The organism is Azotobacter chroococcum, assembly GCF_002220155.1.
GTDB classification, from domain to species: Bacteria; Pseudomonadota; Gammaproteobacteria; order Pseudomonadales; family Pseudomonadaceae; genus Azotobacter; species Azotobacter chroococcum.
Genome location: NZ_CP011835.1, coordinates 1655940 through 1675879, shown reverse-complemented (window position 1 = coordinate 1675879; position 19940 = coordinate 1655940). Strand labels below are relative to the sequence as shown.

The 19940-nt window shown below is 58.6% G+C and carries 12 protein-coding genes, 1 tRNA gene and 1 pseudogene; 8 read left to right on the top strand and 6 right to left on the bottom strand.

Annotated features, from left to right (window positions below):
• Positions 1 to 194: 194 nt before the first annotated feature.
• The 7 genes and pseudogenes from ACG10_RS07755 to ACG10_RS07725 all read left to right on the top strand — a co-directional run.
• Positions 195 to 5237 carry an RHS repeat domain-containing protein gene (locus tag ACG10_RS07755; protein ID WP_157731401.1) on the top strand — a complete coding sequence of 1681 codons (5043 nt, stop codon included), beginning with the start codon at positions 195 to 197 and terminating at the stop codon, positions 5235 to 5237.
• Between the two features lie 152 nt (positions 5238 to 5389).
• Positions 5390 to 5644 (top strand): hypothetical protein, encoded by a 255-nt coding sequence (locus ACG10_RS07750; protein WP_089167784.1) that lies wholly within the window; start codon positions 5390 to 5392, stop codon positions 5642 to 5644.
• Positions 5645 to 5701: 57 nt separating this feature from the next.
• Positions 5702 to 7816: a peptidase domain-containing ABC transporter gene (locus ACG10_RS07745; RefSeq protein ID WP_157731399.1), complete on the top strand. Its 2115-nt coding sequence runs from the start codon at positions 5702 to 5704 to the stop codon at positions 7814 to 7816.
• A 2-nt stretch (positions 7817 to 7818) separates the two neighbouring features.
• Positions 7819 to 9159 (top strand): HlyD family type I secretion periplasmic adaptor subunit, encoded by a 1341-nt coding sequence (locus tag ACG10_RS07740; RefSeq protein ID WP_157731397.1) that lies wholly within the window; start codon positions 7819 to 7821, stop codon positions 9157 to 9159.
• A complete protein-coding gene (locus ACG10_RS07735; RefSeq protein ID WP_089167781.1) occupies positions 9156 to 10403 on the top strand; it encodes a S8 family peptidase in 1248 nt (415 codons plus the stop codon). The genes ACG10_RS07740 and ACG10_RS07735 overlap by 4 nt, the downstream gene beginning before the upstream one ends.
• A gap of 70 nt (positions 10404 to 10473) precedes the next feature.
• Positions 10474 to 11784, top strand: a complete 1311-nt coding sequence (locus ACG10_RS07730; RefSeq protein WP_157731395.1) for a TolC family outer membrane protein — start codon at positions 10474 to 10476, stop codon at positions 11782 to 11784.
• 97 nt (positions 11785 to 11881) lie between these two features.
• Positions 11882 to 12547: pseudogene (locus tag ACG10_RS07725) on the top strand (IS630 family transposase); the annotation flags it as partial.
• A gap of 13 nt (positions 12548 to 12560) precedes the next feature.
• On the opposite strand, the gene gltX reads toward ACG10_RS07725, so the two are convergent.
• Entirely contained in the window at positions 12561 to 14042 is a 1482-nt protein-coding gene (gltX, locus tag ACG10_RS07720) for a glutamate--tRNA ligase (RefSeq protein ID WP_089167778.1), read from the bottom strand.
• A 111-nt stretch (positions 14043 to 14153) separates the two neighbouring features.
• A complete protein-coding gene (gene uvrB, locus ACG10_RS07715) occupies positions 14154 to 16163 on the bottom strand; it encodes an excinuclease ABC subunit UvrB (RefSeq protein ID WP_039804802.1) in 2010 nt (669 codons plus the stop codon).
• 261 nt (positions 16164 to 16424) lie between these two features.
• On the opposite strand from uvrB, the gene ACG10_RS07710 reads away from it, so the two are divergent.
• The gene (locus tag ACG10_RS07710) at positions 16425 to 17621 is read left to right on the top strand and encodes an amino acid aminotransferase (protein WP_089167777.1); all 1197 of its coding nucleotides are present in this window, start codon (positions 16425 to 16427) and stop codon (positions 17619 to 17621) included.
• Positions 17622 to 17718: 97 nt separating this feature from the next.
• On the opposite strand, the gene ACG10_RS07705 is transcribed toward ACG10_RS07710, so the two are convergent.
• From ACG10_RS07705 to rlmM, 4 genes are all read right to left on the bottom strand, one after another.
• A tRNA-Asn gene (locus ACG10_RS07705) sits at positions 17719 to 17794 on the bottom strand.
• Positions 17795 to 17935: 141 nt separating this feature from the next.
• A complete protein-coding gene (locus tag ACG10_RS07700) occupies positions 17936 to 18286 on the bottom strand; it encodes a ComEA family DNA-binding protein (protein WP_039804808.1) in 351 nt (116 codons plus the stop codon).
• A 170-nt stretch (positions 18287 to 18456) separates the two neighbouring features.
• Positions 18457 to 18714: a sulfurtransferase TusA gene (tusA, locus tag ACG10_RS07695; RefSeq protein ID WP_039804810.1), complete on the bottom strand. Its 258-nt coding sequence runs from the start codon at positions 18712 to 18714 to the stop codon at positions 18457 to 18459.
• 63 nt (positions 18715 to 18777) lie between these two features.
• Positions 18778 to 19827, bottom strand: coding sequence for a 23S rRNA (cytidine(2498)-2'-O)-methyltransferase RlmM (rlmM, locus tag ACG10_RS07690; protein WP_039804813.1), 1050 nt, complete (start codon positions 19825 to 19827; stop codon positions 18778 to 18780).
• Positions 19828 to 19940: the final 113 nt, after the last annotated feature.

Genomic DNA, 19940 nt, shown 5'->3' with positions numbered 1-19940 from the left:
AACCCTGAACAGCCATGCTCGCTGCACCCACCTGTGTGGGTGAGAGAAAAGTCATTCGACCCCTCCAGGACTTTTCCTTGATGGAGGAAAGGCTCTTCAGGGTTTTCGCTTGTTTACGCCCCAGAGGATAGGTAGGCGCCGACCCTATATTAAGTCGGTTTACATTGACGTAAGTAACATAAAAGGTAGTACCAATGAGTGACTTGTATTATTTCACCTATTTTTACGAAAACGGTGACAGCTATTCTGGATACGGCTTTTCCAATACCAACGAATATTACAACGGCGAGTACTGGTATAGCTACAATGAAACCGGCAACTATGGCTACTATTACGTAACCAATGTCTACTCCGGCTTCGATGACTCTTTGGCCGGCCTTGTCCGCGTTTACAATTATTATGACAGTGAATCCGGCGAGACCTCTTATGCAGTCGACGCCTACAGCTATTACGGACTGGGGTACGAGAACGGTTATGTCTATGGCTTGACCGGTGGATATGACTACTTCGGCTACGGCTACTACGAGGCCGATGTGGCCAGCACCGCCGGCAGCCAGCTGTTCTACTTCACCTACGTCTACGGCAACGGCGACAGCTACTCGGGCTACGGCTACGACGACACCGGTACCTACTACGCCGGCCAGTACTGGTACAGCTACAACGAGACCGGCAACTACGGCTACTACTACATCGACGCCGTCTACGACGGTTACGGCAGCTCGTACTACGACGAGTACGTCTCGGTCTACAGCTACTACGACAGCGAGTCCGGCCAGTACCTGAGCAGCACCTACGCCGAATCCTGGTCCGGCCTGGGCAGCGAGTACGGCTACGGCTACGACTCCACCTACAGCAGCTACGACTACTTCGGCTACGGCTACTACGAGGCCGATGTGGCCAGCACCGCCGGCAGCCAGCTGTTCTACTTCACCTACGTCTACGGCAACGGCGACAGCTACTCGGGCTACGGCTTCGACGACACCGGCACCTACTACGCCGGCCAGTACTGGTACAGCTACAACGAGACCGGCAACTACGGCTACTACTACATCGACGCCGTCTACGACGGTTACGGCAGCTCGTACTACGACGAGTACGTCTCGGTCTACAGCTACTACGACAGCGAGTCCGGCCAGTACCTGAGCAGCACCTACGCCGAATCCTGGTCCGGCCTGGGCAGCGAGTACGGCTACGGCTACGACTCCACCTACAGCAGCTACGACTACTTCGGCTACGGCTACTACGAGGCCGATGTGGCCAGCACCGCCGGCAGCCAGCTGTTCTACTTCACCTACGTCTACGGCAACGGCGACAGCTACTCGGGCTACGGCTACGACGACACCGGCACCTACTACGCCGGCCAGTACTGGTACAGCTACAACGAGACCGGCAACTACGGCTACTACTACATCGACGCCGTCTACGACGGTTACGGCAGCTCGTACTACGACGAGTACGTCTCGGTCTACAGCTACTACGACAGCGAGTCCGGCCAGTACCTGAGCAGCACCTACGCCGAATCCTGGTCCGGCCTGGGCAGCGAGTACGGCTACGGCTACGACTCCACCTACAGCAGCTACGACTACTTCGGCTACGGCTACTACGAGGCCGATGTGGCCAGCACCGCCGGCAGCCAGCTGTTCTACTTCACCTACGTCTACGGCAACGGCGACAGCTACTCGGGCTACGGCTACGACGACACCGGTACCTACTACGCCGGCCAGTACTGGTACAGCTACAACGAGACCGGCAACTACGGCTACTACTACATCGACGCCGTCTACGACGGTTACGGCAGCTCGTACTACGACGAGTACGTCTCGGTCTACAGCTACTACGACAGCGAGTCCGGCCAGTACCTGAGCAGCACCTACGCCGAATCCTGGTCCGGCCTGGGCAGCGAGTACGGCTACGGCTACGACTCCACCTACAGCAGCTACGACTACTTCGGCTACGGCTACTACGAGGCCGATGTGGCCAGCACCGCCGGCAGCCAGCTGTTCTACTTCACCTACGTCTACGGCAACGGCGACAGCTACTCGGGCTACGGCTACGACGACACCGGCACCTACTACGCCGGCCAGTACTGGTACAGCTACAACGAGACCGGCAACTACGGCTACTACTACATCGACGCCGTCTACGACGGTTACGGCAGCTCGTACTACGACGAGTACGTCTCGGTCTACAGCTACTACGACAGCGAGTCCGGCCAGTACCTGAGCAGCACCTACGCCGAATCCTGGTCCGGCCTGGGCAGCGAGTACGGCTACGGCTACGACTCCACCTACAGCAGCTACGACTACTTCGGCTACGGCTACTACGAGGCCGATGTGGCCAGCACCGCCGGCAGCCAGCTGTTCTACTTCACCTACGTCTACGGCAACGGCGACAGCTACTCGGGCTACGGCTACGACGACACCGGCACCTACTACGCCGGCCAGTACTGGTACAGCTACAACGAGACCGGCAACTACGGCTACTACTACATCGACGCCGTCTACGACGGTTACGGCAGCTCGTACTACGACGAGTACGTCTCGGTCTACAGCTACTACGACAGCGAGTCCGGCCAGTACCTGAGCAGCACCTACGCCGAATCCTGGTCCGGCCTGGGCAGCGAGTACGGCTACGGCTACGACTCCACCTACAGCAGCTACGACTACTTCGGCTACGGCTACTACGAGGCCGATGTGGCCAGCACCGCCGGCAGCCAGCTGTTCTACTTCACCTACGTCTACGGCAACGGCGACAGCTACTCGGGCTACGGCTACGACGACACCGGCACCTACTACGCCGGCCAGTACTGGTACAGCTACAACGAGACCGGCAACTACGGCTACTACTACATCGACGCCGTCTACGACGGTTACGGCAGCTCGTACTACGACGAGTACGTCTCGGTCTACAGCTACTACGACAGCGAGTCCGGCCAGTACCTGAGCAGCACCTACGCCGAATCCTGGTCCGGCCTGGGCAGCGAGTACGGCTACGGCTACGACTCCACCTACAGCAGCTACGACTACTTCGGCTACGGCTACTACGAGGCCGATGTGGCCAGCACCGCCGGCAGCCAGCTGTTCTACTTCACCTACGTCTACGGCAACGGCGACAGCTACTCGGGCTACGGCTACGACGACACCGGCACCTACTACGCCGGCCAGTACTGGTACAGCTACAACGAGACCGGCAACTACGGCTACTACTACATCGACGCCGTCTACGACGGTTACGGCAGCTCGTACTACGACGAGTACGTCTCGGTCTACAGCTACTACGACAGCGAGTCCGGCCAGTACCTGAGCAGCACCTACGCCGAATCCTGGTCCGGCCTGGGCAGCGAGTACGGCTACGGCTACGACTCCACCTACAGCAGCTACGACTACTTCGGCTACGGCTACTACGAGGCCGATGTGGCCAGCACCGCCGGCAGCCAGCTGTTCTACTTCACCTACGTCTACGGCAACGGCGACAGCTACTCGGGCTACGGCTACGACGACACCGGCACCTACTACGCCGGCCAGTACTGGTACAGCTACAACGAGACCGGCAACTACGGCTACTACTACATCGACGCCGTCTACGACGGTTACGGCAGCTCGTACTACGACGAGTACGTCTCGGTCTACAGCTACTACGACAGCGAGTCCGGCCAGTACCTGAGCAGCACCTACGCCGAATCCTGGTCCGGCCTGGGCAGCGAGTACGGCTACGGCTACGACTCCACCTACAGCAGCTACGACTACTTCGGCTACGGCTACTACGAGGCCGATGTGGCCAGCACCGCCGGCAGCCAGCTGTTCTACTTCACCTACGTCTACGGCAACGGCGACAGCTACTCGGGCTACGGCTACGACGACACCGGCACCTACTACGCCGGCCAGTACTGGTACAGCTACAACGAGACCGGCAACTACGGCTACTACTACATCGACGCCGTCTACGACGGTTACGGCAGCTCGTACTACGACGAGTACGTCTCGGTCTACAGCTACTACGACAGCGAGTCCGGCCAGTACCTGAGCAGCACCTACGCCGAATCCTGGTCCGGCCTGGGCAGCGAGTACGGCTACGGCTACGACTCCACCTACAGCAGCTACGACTACTTCGGCTACGGCTACTACGAGGCCGATGTGGCCAGCACCGCCGGCAGCCAGCTGTTCTACTTCACCTACGTCTACGGCAACGGCGACAGCTACTCGGGCTACGGCTACGACGACACCGGCACCTACTACGCCGGCCAGTACTGGTACAGCTACAACGAGACCGGCAACTACGGCTACTACTACATCGACGCCGTCTACGACGGTTACGGCAGCTCGTACTACGACGAGTACGTCTCGGTCTACAGCTACTACGACAGCGAGTCCGGCCAGTACCTGAGCAGCACCTACGCCGAATCCTGGTCCGGCCTGGGCAGCGAGTACGGCTACGGCTACGACTCCACCTACAGCAGCTACGACTACTTCGGCTACGGCTACTACGAGGCCGATGTGGCCAGCACCGCCGGCAGCCAGCTGTTCTACTTCACCTACGTCTACGGCAACGGCGACAGCTACTCGGGCTACGGCTACGACGACACCGGTACCTACTACGCCGGCCAGTACTGGTACAGCTACAACGAGACCGGCAACTACGGCTACTACTACATCGACGCCGTCTACGACGGTTACGGCAGCTCGTACTACGACGAGTACGTCTCGGTCTACAGCTACTACGACAGCGAGTCCGGCCAGTACCTGAGCAGCACCTACGCCGAATCCTGGTCCGGCCTGGGCAGCGAGTACGGCTACGGCTACGACTCCACCTACAGCAGCTACGACTACTTCGGCTACGGCTACTACGAGGCCGATGTGGCCAGCACCGCCGGCAGCCAGCTGTTCTACTTCACCTACGTCTACGGCAACGGCGACAGCTACTCGGGCTACGGCTTCGACGACACCGGCACCTACTACGCCGGCCAGTACTGGTACAGCTACAACGAGACCGGCAACTACGGCTACTACTACATCGACGCCGTCTATGACGGTTATGCCGAATATGGCTATTCCAGCTATGACGAGTATGTCAACGTCTACAACTACTATGACAGCGAGTCCGGCCAGTACCTGAGCAGCGTCTATGGCGAGTCTTGGTCCGGCCTGGGCAGCGAGTACGGCTACGGCTACAACTCTAGCTATACCGACTTCGACGACTTTGGTTATGGATACTATGAGGCGGATGTTTCCAACGCATAAATAGAAAATTACTACATTGCAGCAGGTCACTCATGGACGCAACTCCATGAGTGACCATCGAGGCTGCCTACTGAATAAATGCTCCAGCATGACCGATCGGATCATGCTGGAGTATTTAATCGCTGGTTATTTCAGACATGAAGGATAAATCGATGGAACATCTTTTTGTTGATGCTGTAAGTGAAGTTTCAGTCGGAGCAGGGGTCGTCAGGATTGTATTTGGCGTTCAACGCAAGGCCTCGAAGGATGCCAAGCCAGAGCTGACGCAAACGCTTTCCCTGAACATTCCGATTGAAGGCTTTGCAAACAGCATGCCCTCCCTGCAGGGCCTGATTGACAAATTGCTCAAGGACGGAGTCCTGAAAACCCGGGATGCCAAGCAACTGGGTTCTCCAAACTTCAACTGATTGACCTGAAATTTTCTGGGGGCCCGGGCCCCCTTTTTTTACGCAGGAACTCAAGGGTTGACAGACAATAAATCTTTGCAAGACTGTTTGGCCTTTATTTTTCCTACCAAAGGCTTTGATGAACAGTTGGTTAATGATTTGTCCTCTGCAGTAATAGCAGTGGATAGTGCGCGATCATTCTCTGTCGATGGACTGAGTGCATCCCTCGACAACATGGAGTTCGAAAAACTCTCCGAACTCATCAGCTCAGGCGAAAAGGCTCTTGCCCAACTGGCAAATGGCAACTGGGTAGTTCCACTTGGCTTCGAATATGAAAATGGAGAAATTGCCCACATCGATCTTTTTGACCCACTGGCAAGAGACGGGAGTATAAATGTAACAAAAAACCAATTCATGTCACAATGGACAGGTCTTGGGGTTCTGCTACACGAAGCGCAATCGATAGATAATAATGCCAAACACTCCACGCATACGTTCAGCGATCTCGCAAGGGCGTTTCGGGAATATCAGCACCTACTGAGTCCTGTATTATTTTCCGGCTTTATGGTCAGCCTGCTATCGCTGGCAAGTCCATTCTTCTTCATGCTGATCCTTGACAAGGTGGTCTCATACCGCGCCTGGTCCACTTTGACTGCACTAGTAGTTGGCGCGATATTCCTGATCGCTTTTGAAGGCACTTTTGAGTATATCAGAACAGTTTTCATGAACAGGATGACGAAGTCCGTCGGCAGAGATGCATCTGCCGCGACATTTAGTCATACCACAGCGATTCCCTCCGAGATATATGAAAGTCGCTCCATCGGAGCATGGATACATGATAACAGACAATCCGAAAGATTAGTAAGACTACTTCGCCATATATCCATCGCTTCGGTTGAATATGTATTCGCCTTTATATTTCTTGCAGTATTACTGTGGATAAACTGGATTTTGACATGTGTTGCCATAGCAACGTGCCTGTTCCAGATTGGGTTCGCTTTTTATTGCGGCGAAAAAGTCGATAAAAAAGGCAAAGAAAGCCAGGACAACCTAGAAAGAAAAGAGTCCCTTCTCATCGAGAGCCTGACGCATCTTCATGCCATAAAAATGCTTGGCCTCATGGGAAACAGGACCACAGAGTACTGTGAAAGCATTACGTCTGCAGAAAACGCTCGCCAGGCAAAGGATGACAGTGAAGCATTCGTTCGCTCAGGAACCGCCTTCATCGAACGATCGGGAAACATCCTGATGCTCGCCGTCGGTGCAGCCATGGTTATGCAGTCGAGCCTGACGGTTGGAGCCTTGGTTGCGTGCAATATCCTGATGCGCCGCCTTACTGGCCCTCTAGCCAAACTCCCTATGTTCCTGCGTGATCTGCAGGAACTCAAGAACATACAAAAACGTTGGCAAGATATTTCCCGCAATGTTCCAGTTGCTCCGATGAACAACCAGGAAAAGCTGAGAAAGAAAATCACAGGTGCACTGGAGTTCAAAAAGGTATTTTTCCGCTATGGACGCGACTCCAGATTCCAACTGATGATTGACGCGAAATTTCCGAGAGGCGAGATTATTGCAGTAGTAGGAAAGTCAGGAGCAGGAAAAACAACCCTGACGAATCTCATGCTGGGCCTGAACTCACCACAAGTTGGCTTGATCTGCATGGACGGGAGCGACCTGCGCGAACTGAACCTTGAGCATATACGTCAGCAAATAGGAATCGTAACGCACGAAACAGGCCTATTCAGAGGAAGCGTTCAAGCCAATATCGCATCCTGGGATAAAAAAATCACGCTTGACCGCATCCAGAATGCTGCTCGCATGGCCTGTATTCATGATGCCATTCAAGCGCTTCCGCGAGGATACGATACGATTATCGGCGATGATGGCGCAAACTTGTCATCCGGCCAAAAAAGCCGTTTAGCATTGGCGAGAGCGCTTGTTCGCGACCCTGCGCTCCTGATACTTGATGAGGTAACTGGCGACCTTGATCCTTCAACGGAGCATATGCTCGTTTCCAACATCATCAACACCAGACGTGGAAGGACCACAATCTTTCTTACCCACCGAGAATTTGTTGCAAACCAGGCAGATATTGTTTACTTCCTCGATGACGGCAGAGTGATTGCCTCTGGAAAACATGAACGCCTAACAAGTGACAATGTTGCCTATCGTGCTTTATGGGGGCGGCATTAAATATGGACAAGCAGGCGATCGATAGCCGCATCAGCATGATTGAAAAAAACCCAAGATCATTTCTGCTCTATACCTTTGGCGCTCTTGTTCTCGGCGGAATACTACTTGTCTCAATGATCGAGGTCGATCGGGTCATTTCCGGACGCGGGAAAACAGTCCTGCAAGAACCGAGAATAGTGCTTCGCCCTGCGACAAAATCCCTGATAAAGCAGATTCACGTCAGTGTTGGCGATCGAGTGACAAAAGGTGCTGCGGTACTAACTTTAGATCCAACCGTTTCTGAATCGGAACTCAATAAGTTCCTGGAAAAAGTCGATAGCTATCAGGAGGAGATTAGACGCCTGGATGCTGTCTTGAAGGGTGAAAATTTACCCACGGAAGTGTCTGAAAGCAACAGTCCGCACGCCGATATGCTTGCTGCAGAACTGCGGGAATTCAAGTTCAAGATAGAAAAATATCGTGAGCAAGAAGCCGGTCTGCGTGAAAAAGCCGCAGAACTCTCCTCTCGACTACCGATGCTCAAAGAGCAACTGAAAATCGCCTCCGACATAGAAAAAATGTGGGACGATCTGGTCAATAAAGAGAACTACGGCTCCCGCCTCAACTGGCACAAGGCGACTCAAGACCGGATCAAGGCACAAACACAGCACTCCGAAACCGGCGGAGAATTGATGAAAACACGCTATGAACTGAAGAAGGTTATAGCCGAGCGAGAAGGATACGCAGAAGAATGGCGTGTCAAGAAAATGGATAGCCGTATTCAGGCAGAAAGAAACCTGCGCGAAGCCCGACAAGAAGCAGCCAAGGCGAGCTTTGAAAATTCGTCGGTCGTGCTTGTTGCCCCGGAGGATGCCATAGTTGTGGAGATGTCGGATACGGCTGTAGGCACAATGGTCAGCCCAACTGACGTACTAATGAAGTTGATTCCTGCCAAAACTCCCAGCCTTGTGGATGTGCGCGTTGCAGCCACAGACATTTCCTTTATCTCATCCGGCATGCCGGTCGATATAAAGCTGGACAGCGCCCCTTTTCAGAAGCATGGCTTTCTGCATGGTCGGCTTGATTCGATAACTTATGACTCGTTTGACAAGGACTCAGAGTCCAGCAAAGGTAACAACAAGGATATCGAGAGCAACGTGTCCAGCGTATCGACTGAGACCGAGCAATTCTATCTTGTCCGAATAGAAATTACCGACAATGCACTGAAGAACCTGCCTGAAGCATTTCGCCTGATGCCCGGAATGAGCGTAGAGGCAGATATCAAGGTTGGCCAGCGCCGACTAGTTGAATACTTGTTGTTTCCGGTCATGCGTGTCGTGAACGAGGGAATGCGAGAGCCATGATCGGTCAAAAAGCTATGTTCCGTACCAATCTCCTGTTAATGGCTGCCTGCCTAAGTACAGCACTGACAGCGGCTGCAGAAAATGAGCACGAACATTTTCTAAGGTCAGTATCGGCCAAATGCATGCAATCGGAACCGCCCGGAAAGGAAGTTTCCAAAGGCGTCCTTCGCCTGGGAGGAGGACACTCGATTGGCTATGTAAATCTCCAGCAGGGAAATGGCGATCTAATCAGAATGTACGAACGAGATATCCGCTCGGGTGCCCGTCTATACGAACTCTATACAAAAACGGAAAAGGGAGTTAGAGCATCGGTATCTGCCAAGTTTGATAATAACTGCCTGGCACTGGAAGGTCGTGAGATCGAATATGACACTTTTGGCAAGGCCGAAAGAATCCACTGGTTAGGAAAAGGACTCAACAGGACAGGCTATCGCGAAGACCTAAACCCACCAGTACCCGACTCCGCGAGCCATTTTGGCGTCAAAGTCGCCCTTGTAGACTCCGGTGTAAACTATCTCCTTCCAGAGATTGCTCGAGCGCTAGCAAGAGACGCTCAGGGCAATATCCTGGGCTATGACTTCAGGGAAATGGATGATCGTCCATATGATGTGGACCCAATCAAGAGAGGGCCGTTTGATCCTTTGCGCCATGGCACATCAGTGGCAAGCGTCTTGCTGGAAAATGGCAAGGAAACGATAAGCCTTGTGCCATATAGCTTCCCAGGAGTTGACCCTAGAAGATTCCAGCTACTGATACAGGACTTGCAGAGCAAAGGCATCAAGATCGCCAATATGTCCATAGGCAGCAGCGATCCCCGAGCCAAGGAGCCATGGACGATAATATCCCGAGCGATCGAAACCGCTCCAGAAATCCTATTCGTAATAGCTGCCGGAAATGAAGGCAAAAATATTGATGCAACACCTCATTACCCTGCCTCGTTCAGGCTACCCAATGTTTTGATTGTTGGAGCAGTGAATGAAACAGGCAAAGTTTCCACCAAGAGCAACTACGGGACCAATGTTGATGTTGCAGCCAAAGCCGACCCCGTGCTCGGACGAGACTTCATGTGGAACAGCAAAATGCTGCACGGCACAAGCTTTGCCGCACCCAAGATTTCAGCCCTCGCCGCAAAAATCCTGCAGGCAGAGCCCAAACTGACTGCAACTCAACTGAAGAGCAGGATTTGCTCTCTAGCAAAGCCCCTACCTGAGAAAAATAAAATTGCCTGTGGATATTTCGATTGAGCGAGGATGTGTGGCCAGGTATCTACTAGGACTGCTCGCAGTTGGCTTGACATGGATGCCCGAGCTTGGGATGGCAATGGATGTTTATGACGTTTATCAAAAGTCCTTGGAAAAGGAATCCAAGTATCAAGAAGCCATTCAAACATATTTATCCAAACGCGAAGCGAAAGACCAGGGGTTCGCAGGCCTGCTTCCCCGGGTCGAGCTTAGAGGATCGTATGAAAAAGTTTACCAAAAAAAGAAAGTCGACTCGCAGACCTCGGAAAGTTCTGCCGACTATTATCAGGAGCATTATGAAGTAAAACTGCTACAGCCTCTGTTCGACGCCGAAAAAATGGCGCTCTTCCGCAAGGGAAAACGGGAAGCCCTGCAGGCGGAGATTGAGCTGGAACTTGCACGACAAGAACTACGACTGCGAGTAGTCGAGGCCTTTTTTGAGGCTCTCTATGCTCAGGACAGTCTGAGGGCTTATGAAGCGCAGAAAAAGGCCACTTTCGAATTCATGGATCAGGCGAAGAAAAGCTTCGAAATCGGCACAGTCACTGCCAATGACGTTTATGACGCAGAGTCCAGATATGAACTGGTTTCTGTAAAAGTCATGCAGGCTGAAATCGATCTTGAACTGAAGCGCAAGGCCTTGGAGGTCCTGACTGGAGATCCGGTGGATTTTATTCAACCCCTACGGAGCACCATCAAGCTTCTACCCCCACAACCAGCCACCCTGAAAACCTGGCTGGACCAGGCCGCCACCTCCAACCTCGAGGTGCAAATTCAGAATTTTTCGACGGAGATCGCCTCGGCCGAGCTTGACTACAATAGAGCAGGTCATTATCCACGATTGGAGTTCACTGCCAGCGCCAACTTGGACGACCAGTCCGGCACTATGTCCAGCTTTGAGGAGACAGGCCCGGGACAGCGTACAAACGACTCTTATGTTGGGTTGATGCTGACAGTGCCCATATTCGAAGGTGGCTATGTCCAGTCCAAGGTACGAGAAGCAAAGCATGCACAGGCTGCCTCGCATCAGAAGCTGGATGATGTCAGGAAAGAATCCATCGAAAAGGCACGGGAAGGCTTCATAAACACCGTGGTTGGCGCAAAAAAAATCGAGACTCTCTATTCGGCAGTTACATCCAGTCAAGAGTCCTTGCGGGCCAGCAAGCTTGGCTATGGTGTTGGCGTACGAACCGCCGTGGACGTTCTCAACGCGCAAGAACAGCTATCTTCATCCATCAGAGAGCGCGCCAAGACAATTTATGATTCGATTATTTTTTCTCTGAAACTGAAAGCATCGGTAGGCACCCTCAGCGATGAAGACATAATGCAACTCCGGGCCTATACCGACTACTCAAACGCTCCAGTAAACAACACCAGTTTTTAAAAAATACAAAACAATCGTCCGCCACTGTTCGAAACTAATGGTCAGTGGCAGCATTTTTTTGAAAGATTCACCGCGCATAGACAAACCGAAAGCGATCCATGAGACGGTGCGCCAGGTGCTAAAAAACGGACTCAAGCCGTGAGGTTGGCTGGGTGATCCCGCCGAAGGCCAGCGGGGAATTCGTGGCGGCCATGGAGCAGGTGCTCGATGTCTACGGCAGTTGATCGGCCAGGTACGCTCTCCCATCGAGGCCGCACCCGGGCGGCCGGCTCGGGAGGACTACGAGTATGCGAGGCGGGGCAGCTGCAATGTGTTCATGGCCTGCGAGCCGCTGGCCGGGTGGCGCATGGTCCGGGTGACCGAACGCAGGACCCGCGCGGACTGGGCGTATTTCGTCCGGGCTATCGCCGGCGCCTACCCCGACGCCGAGCGCATCACTCTGGTCATGGACAACCTCAACACCCACAGCGCCGGTTCCCTGTACGAGTCATTCCCTCCTGAAGAGGCACGGGCCCTGCAAGAACGCTTCGAGTTCGTCTACACGCCCAGGCATGGCAGTTGGCTGAACATGGCCGAGATCGAACTCCAGGTGCTGATTGGCCAGTGTCTGAAACGGCGTATCGACTGCATCGAAACCGTGCGTGCCGAAGTGGCTGCCTGGCAGCACCATCGCAACCACCTCGGCACCCGGGTCAACTGGCAGTTCACTACCCCGGATGCCCGGATCAAGCTGCGCCGGCTTTATCCGTCCATTGAGCGTTGAGGTGACATTAGCTTTAGGCGATCTCGCCCAGCAGCTTCTCCCACTCCTTGTTCTCCTTCTTCGACACGCCGCCGAGCAGCTCGATGGCCTGGCGCAGGCGGAAGCGGGTCAGGTCGGCGCCGAGGATCTCCATGGCGTCGAGCACCGACACCGAGCTGGCGTGGCCGGTGATCGCCGGGAAGATCAGCGGCATGGCGTCGCGCAGCTTGTAGCCGAGGTGCTCGCTGGTCTTCTGGATGATCGCGGTGATGTTGTCCTTGTTCCACTGGCGCAGCGCTTCCAGCTTCCAGAGGATCAACTGCAGCAACTGCCGGACCTGGTCGGGCGAAAGCTTCTTGTGCTCGAACAGCCTGGCGTCCAGCGGCACGCCGCCGGCGAAGAAGAAGCCGGCCAGCGGGGCGATCTGGCTGAAGGTTTCCACCCGGCCCTGCACGTGCGGAGCAATCTGCATCAGGTATTCGGGGTTGAACGCCCACTTGTGCACTTCGGCGGCGAAGGCCTCGACCGACAGCTCGCGCAGCCACTGGCCGTTCAGCCAGGAGAGCTTCTCCATGTCGAAGATCGGCCCGCCGAGGGACACGCGCTGGATGTCGAAGTGCTCGATCATCTCGTCCAGGGTGAACTTCTCGCGCTCGTCGGGCATCGACCAGCCCATGCGGCCCAGGTAGTTGAGCATCGCCTCGGGCAGAAAGCCCATGCGCTGGTAGAAGGTGATCGAGGTGGGGTTCTTGCGCTTGGACAGCTTGCTCTTGTCCGGATTGCGTAACAGCGGCATGTACACCAGCTTGGGCTGCTCCCAGCCGAAATACTCGTAGAGCTTGATCAGCTTGGGCGCCGAGGGCAGCCATTCCTCGCCGCGCAGCACGTGGGTGATGCCCATCAGGTGGTCGTCGACCACGTTGGCGAGGAAGTAGGTGGGCAGGCCGTCGGCCTTCATCAGCACCTGCATGTCCATGCGGTCCCAGGGGATCTCGACGTCGCCGCGCAGCAGGTCCGGCACCGTGCAAACGCCTTCGCTCGGCACCTTCATGCGCACCACGTGGGACTCGCCGGCGGCGATGCGCTGCTGCGCCTCTTCAGGCGCCAGGTGCATGCAGTGGCCGTCGTAACGCGGGGTTTCCTTGTTGGCCATCTGCCGCGCGCGCACTTCGTCGAGCCGCTCGGCGCTGCAGAAGCAGGGGAAGGCATGGCCCTTGGAGACCAGCTCGTCCGAGTACTTCTTGTAGATCGCGCCGCGCTCGCTCTGCCGGTACGGGCCATGCGGGCCGCCGACGTCCGGACCCTCGTCCCATTCGATGCCCAGCCAGCGCAGGGCGTCGTAAATCTGCTGCTCCGACTCGCGGGTCGAGCGCAGCTGGTCGGTATCCTCGATACGCAGGATGAACTGGCCGCCGTGCTGACGGGCGAAGCATAGGTTGAACAGGGCGATGTAGGCGGTGCCGACGTGCGGATCGCCGGTCGGCGACGGCGCAATGCGGGTGCGGACGGTGGTCATGCAGACTCCCGGAAAGAGGGACGAACGGAAGGATGAAAGGCGCGAATGTTAGCAGGCGCGCAGCCGGAGGCTCCAGCCGGGCACGCGGCCGAACGCTGGAGCCTTTCTGCATCAGACCTGCAGCAGCTTTTCGCGCAGCGCCTGGATCTCGTCGCGCAGCTGCGCCGCGGCCTCGAACTCCAGGTCGCGGGCCAGGGCATACATCTTCTCCTCCAACTGGCGGATGCGCTTGTTGATCTCGCTCGGCGAACGCAGCTCGGCGGCGTACTGGCCGCTCTCCTCGGCCGCCCTGGCCACCCGCCTGCGACTGCGCGCGCCGGGCACCACGGCGCCTTCGAGGATGTCCTGGATGTCCTTCTTGACGCCCTTGGGCACGATGCCGTGGGTCTCGTTGAAGGCGATCTGCCGGGCCCGGCGCCGCTCGGTCTCGTCGATGGCGCGCTGCATCGAGCCGGTGATGCTGTCGGCATAGAGGATCGCCTTGCCGTTGAGGTTGCGCGCGGCGCGGCCGATGGTCTGGATCAGCGAGCGCTCGCTGCGCAGGAAGCCTTCCTTGTCCGCGTCGAGGATCGCCACCAGCGACACCTCGGGCATGTCCAGGCCCTCGCGCAGCAGGTTGATGCCCACCAGCACGTCGAAGGCGCCGCTGCGCAGGTCGCGGATGATCTCCACGCGCTCGACGGTGTCGATGTCCGAGTGCAGGTAGCGCACCCGCACGTCATGGTCGCCCAGGTAGTCGGTGAGGTCCTCGGCCATGCGCTTGGTCAGGGTGGTGACCAGCACGCGCTCCTCGACGGCGACACGCTTGCGGATCTCGGAGAGCAGGTCGTCGACCTGGGTAGTCGCCGGACGCACCTCCAGCTGGGGGTCGACCAGGCCGGTGGGGCGCACCACCTGCTCGATGATCCGTCCGGCGTGTTCGGCCTCGTAGGGACCGGGGGTCGCCGAGACGAAGATGGTCTGCGGGCTGATGCGCTCCCACTCGTCGAAACGCATCGGCCGGTTGTCCAGCGCCGAGGGCAGGCGGAAGCCGTATTCCACCAGGGTTTCCTTGCGCGAGCGGTCGCCCTTGTACATGGCGCCGACCTGCGGAACCGTGACGTGGGATTCGTCGATCACCATCAGCGCGTTGTCCGGCAGGTAGTCGTAGAGGGTCGGCGGCGCCTCGCCCGGGGCGCGGCCGGAGAGGTAGCGGGAGTAGTTCTCGATGCCGTTGCAGTAGCCCAGCTCGAGGATCATCTCCAGGTCGAAGCGGGTGCGCTGCTCCAGGCGCTGCGCCTCCACCAGCTTGCCGTGCTCGCGCAGGTACTCCAGGCGATCCTTGAGCTCGGCCTTGATCTGCTCCAGCGCCTCCAACAGCGTTTCGCGCGGGGTGACGTAGTGGCTCTTGGGGTAGAAGGTGAAGCGCGGCAGCTTGCGGATCACCTCGCCGGTCAAGGGGTCGAAGGCCGACAGGCTCTCCACCTCGTCGTCGAACAGCTCGATGCGGATCGCCTCCAGTTCGGATTCGGCCGGATAGATGTCGATCACGTCGCCGCGCACGCGGAAGGTGGCGCGGGCGAAGTCCATGTCGTTGCGGGTGTACTGCAGCTCGGCCAGGCGACGCAGCAGGGCGCGCTGGTCGAGTTTGTCGCCGCGGTCGATGTGCAGCACCATCTTCAGGTAGCTGGCCGGATCGCCCAGGCCGTAGATCGACGAGACGGTGGCGACGATGATCGCATCCGGCCGCTCCAGCAGCGCCTTGGTCGCCGACAGGCGCATCTGCTCGATGTGGTCGTTGATCGAGGCGTCCTTCTCGATGTAGGTGTCGGAGGACGGCACGTAGGCTTCCGGCTGGTAGTAGTCATAGTAGGAGACGAAGTACTCCACCGCGTTGTTCGGGAAAAAGCTCTTGAATTCGCCGTAGAGCTGCGCCGCCAGGGTCTTGTTGGGCGCCAGCACCAGAGCCGGGCGTTGCACCCGGGCGATCACGTTGGCGATGCTGAAGGTCTTGCCGGAGCCGGTCACTCCCAGCAGGGTCTGGTGCGACAGGCCGGCCTCCAGCCCCTCGACCATCTGGCGGATCGCCTCGGGCTGATCGCCGGCGGGCTGGAAACGGGTCACCAGCTGGAATTCGGACATGGAAAACCTCTCTCGGCGTTGCGGGCGGACAGTGCCGCCGGAGGATCGGCGCGAGCCCCGGCCGGCGGCCCCGCCTTCGACAAATGGTTGACAGAAAACCCTTGACAGCATATCGCAGGCGACCGCCATGGCCGCTATACTAGCGCCCCGATTCTGCACTCCCCTGCGCGCACCGCCGCCCCTCCCCGGTCGACGGCACTTTCCCCTGCGTGGGGGTTGTAGCCTTGCCCTTCACCCTCTTCTTCTTCGAGCACCTCGACCATGAGCCTGTTCTCTGCCGTAGAAATGGCACCGCGTGACCCGATCCTTGGCCTCACCGAAGCATTCAATGCCGATACCCGTCCGACCAAGGTCAACCTCGGCGTCGGCGTCTACTACAACGAAGAAGGCCGAATTCCCCTGCTGCGCGCCGTCGAGGAGGCCGAAAAGGCCCGCATCGCCGCCCATACGCCGCGCGGCTACCTGCCGATCGAAGGCATCGGCGCCTACGACCAGGCGGTGCAGAAGCTGCTGTTCGGCAACGACTCCGCGCTGCTTGCCGACGGCCGTGTGGTCACCGCCCAGGCCCTGGGCGGCACCGGCGCGCTGAAGGTCGGTGCCGACTTCCTCAAGCGCCTGCTGCCGGATGCGCTGGTCGCCATCAGCGACCCGAGCTGGGAGAACCACCGCGCCCTGTTCGAATCGGCCGGCTTCCGCGTGCAGAGCTATCGCTACTACGACGCCGCCAGCCACGGCCTGAACCGCGCCGGCATGCTGGAAGACATCAAGGCCCTGCCGGCCCGCTCCATCGTGCTGCTGCATGCCTGCTGCCACAACCCGACCGGCGTCGACCTCTCCGGCGACGACTGGAAGCAGGTGCTGGAAGCGATCCGCGAAGGCGGCCACGTGCCCTTCCTCGACATCGCCTACCAGGGCTTCGGCGACGGTATCGAGGAGGACGCCGCAGCGGTGCGCCTGTTCGCCGAATCGGGCCTGCAGTTCTTCGTCTCCAGCTCCTTCTCCAAGTCCTTCTCCCTCTACGGCGAGCGCGTCGGCGCCCTGTCCATCGTCACCGCCTCGAAGGACGAGGCCGCGCGCGTGCTGTCGCAGGTCAAGCGGGTGATCCGCACCAACTACTCGAACCCGCCGACCCACGGTGCCAGCGTAGTTGCCAGCGTGCTCAACAGCCCGGAACTGCGCGCCCTGTGGGAAGCCGAACTGGCCGAGATGCGCGGACGCATCCAGAGCATGCGCCAGGCCATGGTCGAGCAACTGGCCGCCCAGGGCGCCAAGCGCGACTTCGCCTTCGTCGCCCAGCAGCGCGGCATGTTCTCCTACTCCGGCCTCAGCGCCGAGCAGGTGGAGCGGCTGCGCAGCGAGTTCGGCATCTATGCCGTCGCCACCGGCCGCATCTGCGTCGCCGCCCTGAACCAGCGCAACCTCTCCAGCGTCACCCAAGCCATCGCCCAGGTGCTCTGACCCCTGCCCCGGCGGCTCTCCCCCGAGAGTCGCCCGGACAAACCGCTGCCCGGAAAAGCAAAAAGGCCTGATCTTGCGATCAGGCCTTTTTTCGATCTGGCTCCGCGACCTGGACTCGAACCAGGGACCCAGTGATTAACAGTCACTTGCTCTACCGACTGAGCTATCGCGGAATAACGGTGCGTATCCTACTGATAGTGAAAGGAAAGTCAACTCCCCCCTGGAGATCGATGACATCCCCGGCGACGAGTCGTCCCGACCGCCTGCCTTCGCAAAAGGCCGGTCGCAAGACCGGCCTCCACTGCAGCACCGAATCAGTTGACGCTCAAGCGGGCGCGGTTCTTTTCCAGTGTCGCAGTGCCGATTCCCTTGACCTCCAGCAGCTCGTCCACCGAGGCGAACGGCCCATGGGCCTGCCGGTAGTCGATGATGGCCTGGGCCTTGGTAGCGCCAATCCCCACCAGATCGCGCTCGAGCGTTGCCGCATCGGCAGTGTTGAGATCGACCTTGACCGTAGCCGTCGCCTGGACAGCCTGGGCAGGCTGTACGGGCTGGGTCACGGCCGGCTTGGCGATTTCGGTCTTGGGCGCTTCCGCTGCCGAGACGGCGACGGAGGCGCTGGCCAGCAGGGCAAACAGGAGGGAGGAAAACGGGTTCTTGCGCATGGGGGCACTCCTTGTGTCATTAAGCGCGGGGTTCCATGACCACGCATCGCCACGATAACGGGCACCCACGGGAGATCAATTTGCCCTTCTCCAGAACTCGAAACGGGCTCACAGAACCGGCAAACTCATGCCCGGCTTTTGCAGACGGTCCGGCACGGCCGACACGCCATCTATTCCGCCTTCTTGCGAATCCAGTACAGGTAGGTTCCGCCCTCCTCCTGCTGCCCGAGCAACTCATGGCCGAGGAAGATGCAGAACTTGGGGATGTCGCGACGGGTCGAGGGATCGGTGGCGATCACCTTGAGCAGACCGCCGGCCGCCAGGTCGCGGACCTTGTTGTGCAACAGCATCACCGGCTCGGGACAGTTGAGGCCGGTGGCATCGAGAATCGCGTCGACGGCCAGGCTGGCGGGATCGGGCTGGGACATGGCTAACTCCAGAAAACCGGTGGGGCATTGTCGCCGAAGCAGCGGCCCGGGTCACCCCGGCGACTACAGCCGGCGCAGATGGCAGGTCACTTCCTCGCGGTCGTGGTAGAGCTGCCGGCAGGCGATGGACGCCTTCACGCCACGCGCGGCCAGGCCATCGCCGATGCGCTCGAGCAGGCGGCGTACTTCGGCGTAACGCTGCTTCATCGGCAGCTTGAGGTTGACCACCGCCTCGCGACAAAGTCCCTCGCCGAGCCAGGTCTCGATCAGTGCGGCCGTGCGGGCGGGCTTCTCGACGATGTCGCAGACCATCCAGTCGACCGGCCGGCGCGGACGGAAGACGAAGCCATCGGCGCGGACATGTCCGACCAGCCCGGAATCCATCAGGCTCGGCGCCATCGGCCCGTTGTCCACCGCGGTCACCTTCATGTGCCGGTTGACCAGCTGCCAGGTCCAGCCGCCGGGTGCGGCGCCGAGGTCCACGGCGGTCATTCCCGGTGCCAGGCGCAGGTCCCAGGCCTCGCGCGGGATGAACTGATGCCAGGCCTCCTCCAGTTTGAGGGTCGAACGGCTGGGCGCCTCGCGGGGGAACCTCAGGCGCGGAATGCCCATCGGCCAGGCGGCCGAGTTGTCCGCCTCGGCCAGGCCGAGGAAGACCTCGCGGCCGCTCCTGAAGGTCAGCAGCAGGCGCGGCTTGCGCGGATCGTCCAGCAGCCGGCCAGCCTTGAGCAGCGCCTTGCGCAGCGGCACCTCGAACTTGCGGCAGAAGGTCGACAGCTCCTTGCCTTCGTTGGTGTCCAGCACCTCCAGCCAGAGGCTGCCGCAGATCGGGTAGTCGGCCAGGCGCTCGAGCAGGACGCCGATGCGCTCGCTCTCCGGCAGCTCGACGAAACCGCCGCGCGCCCACTGGCGGGGAAAGATCAGCCCGGCGAAGCGCAGCCCGTGCATCAGTCGCTCGGCGCCGCCCGGTTCGCTGCAGACAAACTCGGCATGGGCGCTGTTCGGCCTGGCCCTGGCATAGCCGGCCACGCCCAGGCGCCCGGCGTGTTCGCCGATCTCGGCGCAGACCTCGCCTTCGAAACCGGGACGGCAATGCAACAACAGGCTGTTCATGGTCGGCATTTTTCCTCGAGAAATCCCATCGCCTTCAGGGCCGCGCATGATAGCCAATTCGACGGCAGCGGGCCTGCCCGGCAGTCCATTCGACTGGCGAGTCGCGGCGGGCG

Bases quoted from the DNA above. Each gene is read 5' to 3' on its own strand.
- ACG10_RS07730 (WP_157731395.1), top strand. From the start codon at position 10,474: ATGGCAATGGATGTTTATGACGTTTATCAAAAGTCCTTGGAAAAGGAA.
- ACG10_RS07700 (WP_039804808.1), bottom strand. From the start codon at position 18,286: ATGCGCAAGAACCCGTTTTCCTCCCTCCTGTTTGCCCTGCTGGCCAGC.
- rlmM (WP_039804813.1), bottom strand. From the start codon at position 19,827: ATGAACAGCCTGTTGTTGCATTGCCGTCCCGGTTTCGAAGGCGAGGTC.
- tusA (WP_039804810.1), bottom strand. From the start codon at position 18,714: ATGTCCCAGCCCGATCCCGCCAGCCTGGCCGTCGACGCGATTCTCGAT.
- uvrB (WP_039804802.1), bottom strand. From the start codon at position 16,163: ATGTCCGAATTCCAGCTGGTGACCCGTTTCCAGCCCGCCGGCGATCAG.
- ACG10_RS07755 (WP_157731401.1), top strand. From the start codon at position 195: ATGAGTGACTTGTATTATTTCACCTATTTTTACGAAAACGGTGACAGC.
- ACG10_RS07735 (WP_089167781.1), top strand. From the start codon at position 9,156: ATGATCGGTCAAAAAGCTATGTTCCGTACCAATCTCCTGTTAATGGCT.
- ACG10_RS07740 (WP_157731397.1), top strand. From the start codon at position 7,819: ATGGACAAGCAGGCGATCGATAGCCGCATCAGCATGATTGAAAAAAAC.
- ACG10_RS07710 (WP_089167777.1), top strand. From the start codon at position 16,425: ATGAGCCTGTTCTCTGCCGTAGAAATGGCACCGCGTGACCCGATCCTT.
- ACG10_RS07750 (WP_089167784.1), top strand. From the start codon at position 5,390: ATGGAACATCTTTTTGTTGATGCTGTAAGTGAAGTTTCAGTCGGAGCA.
- gltX (WP_089167778.1), bottom strand. From the start codon at position 14,042: ATGACCACCGTCCGCACCCGCATTGCGCCGTCGCCGACCGGCGATCCG.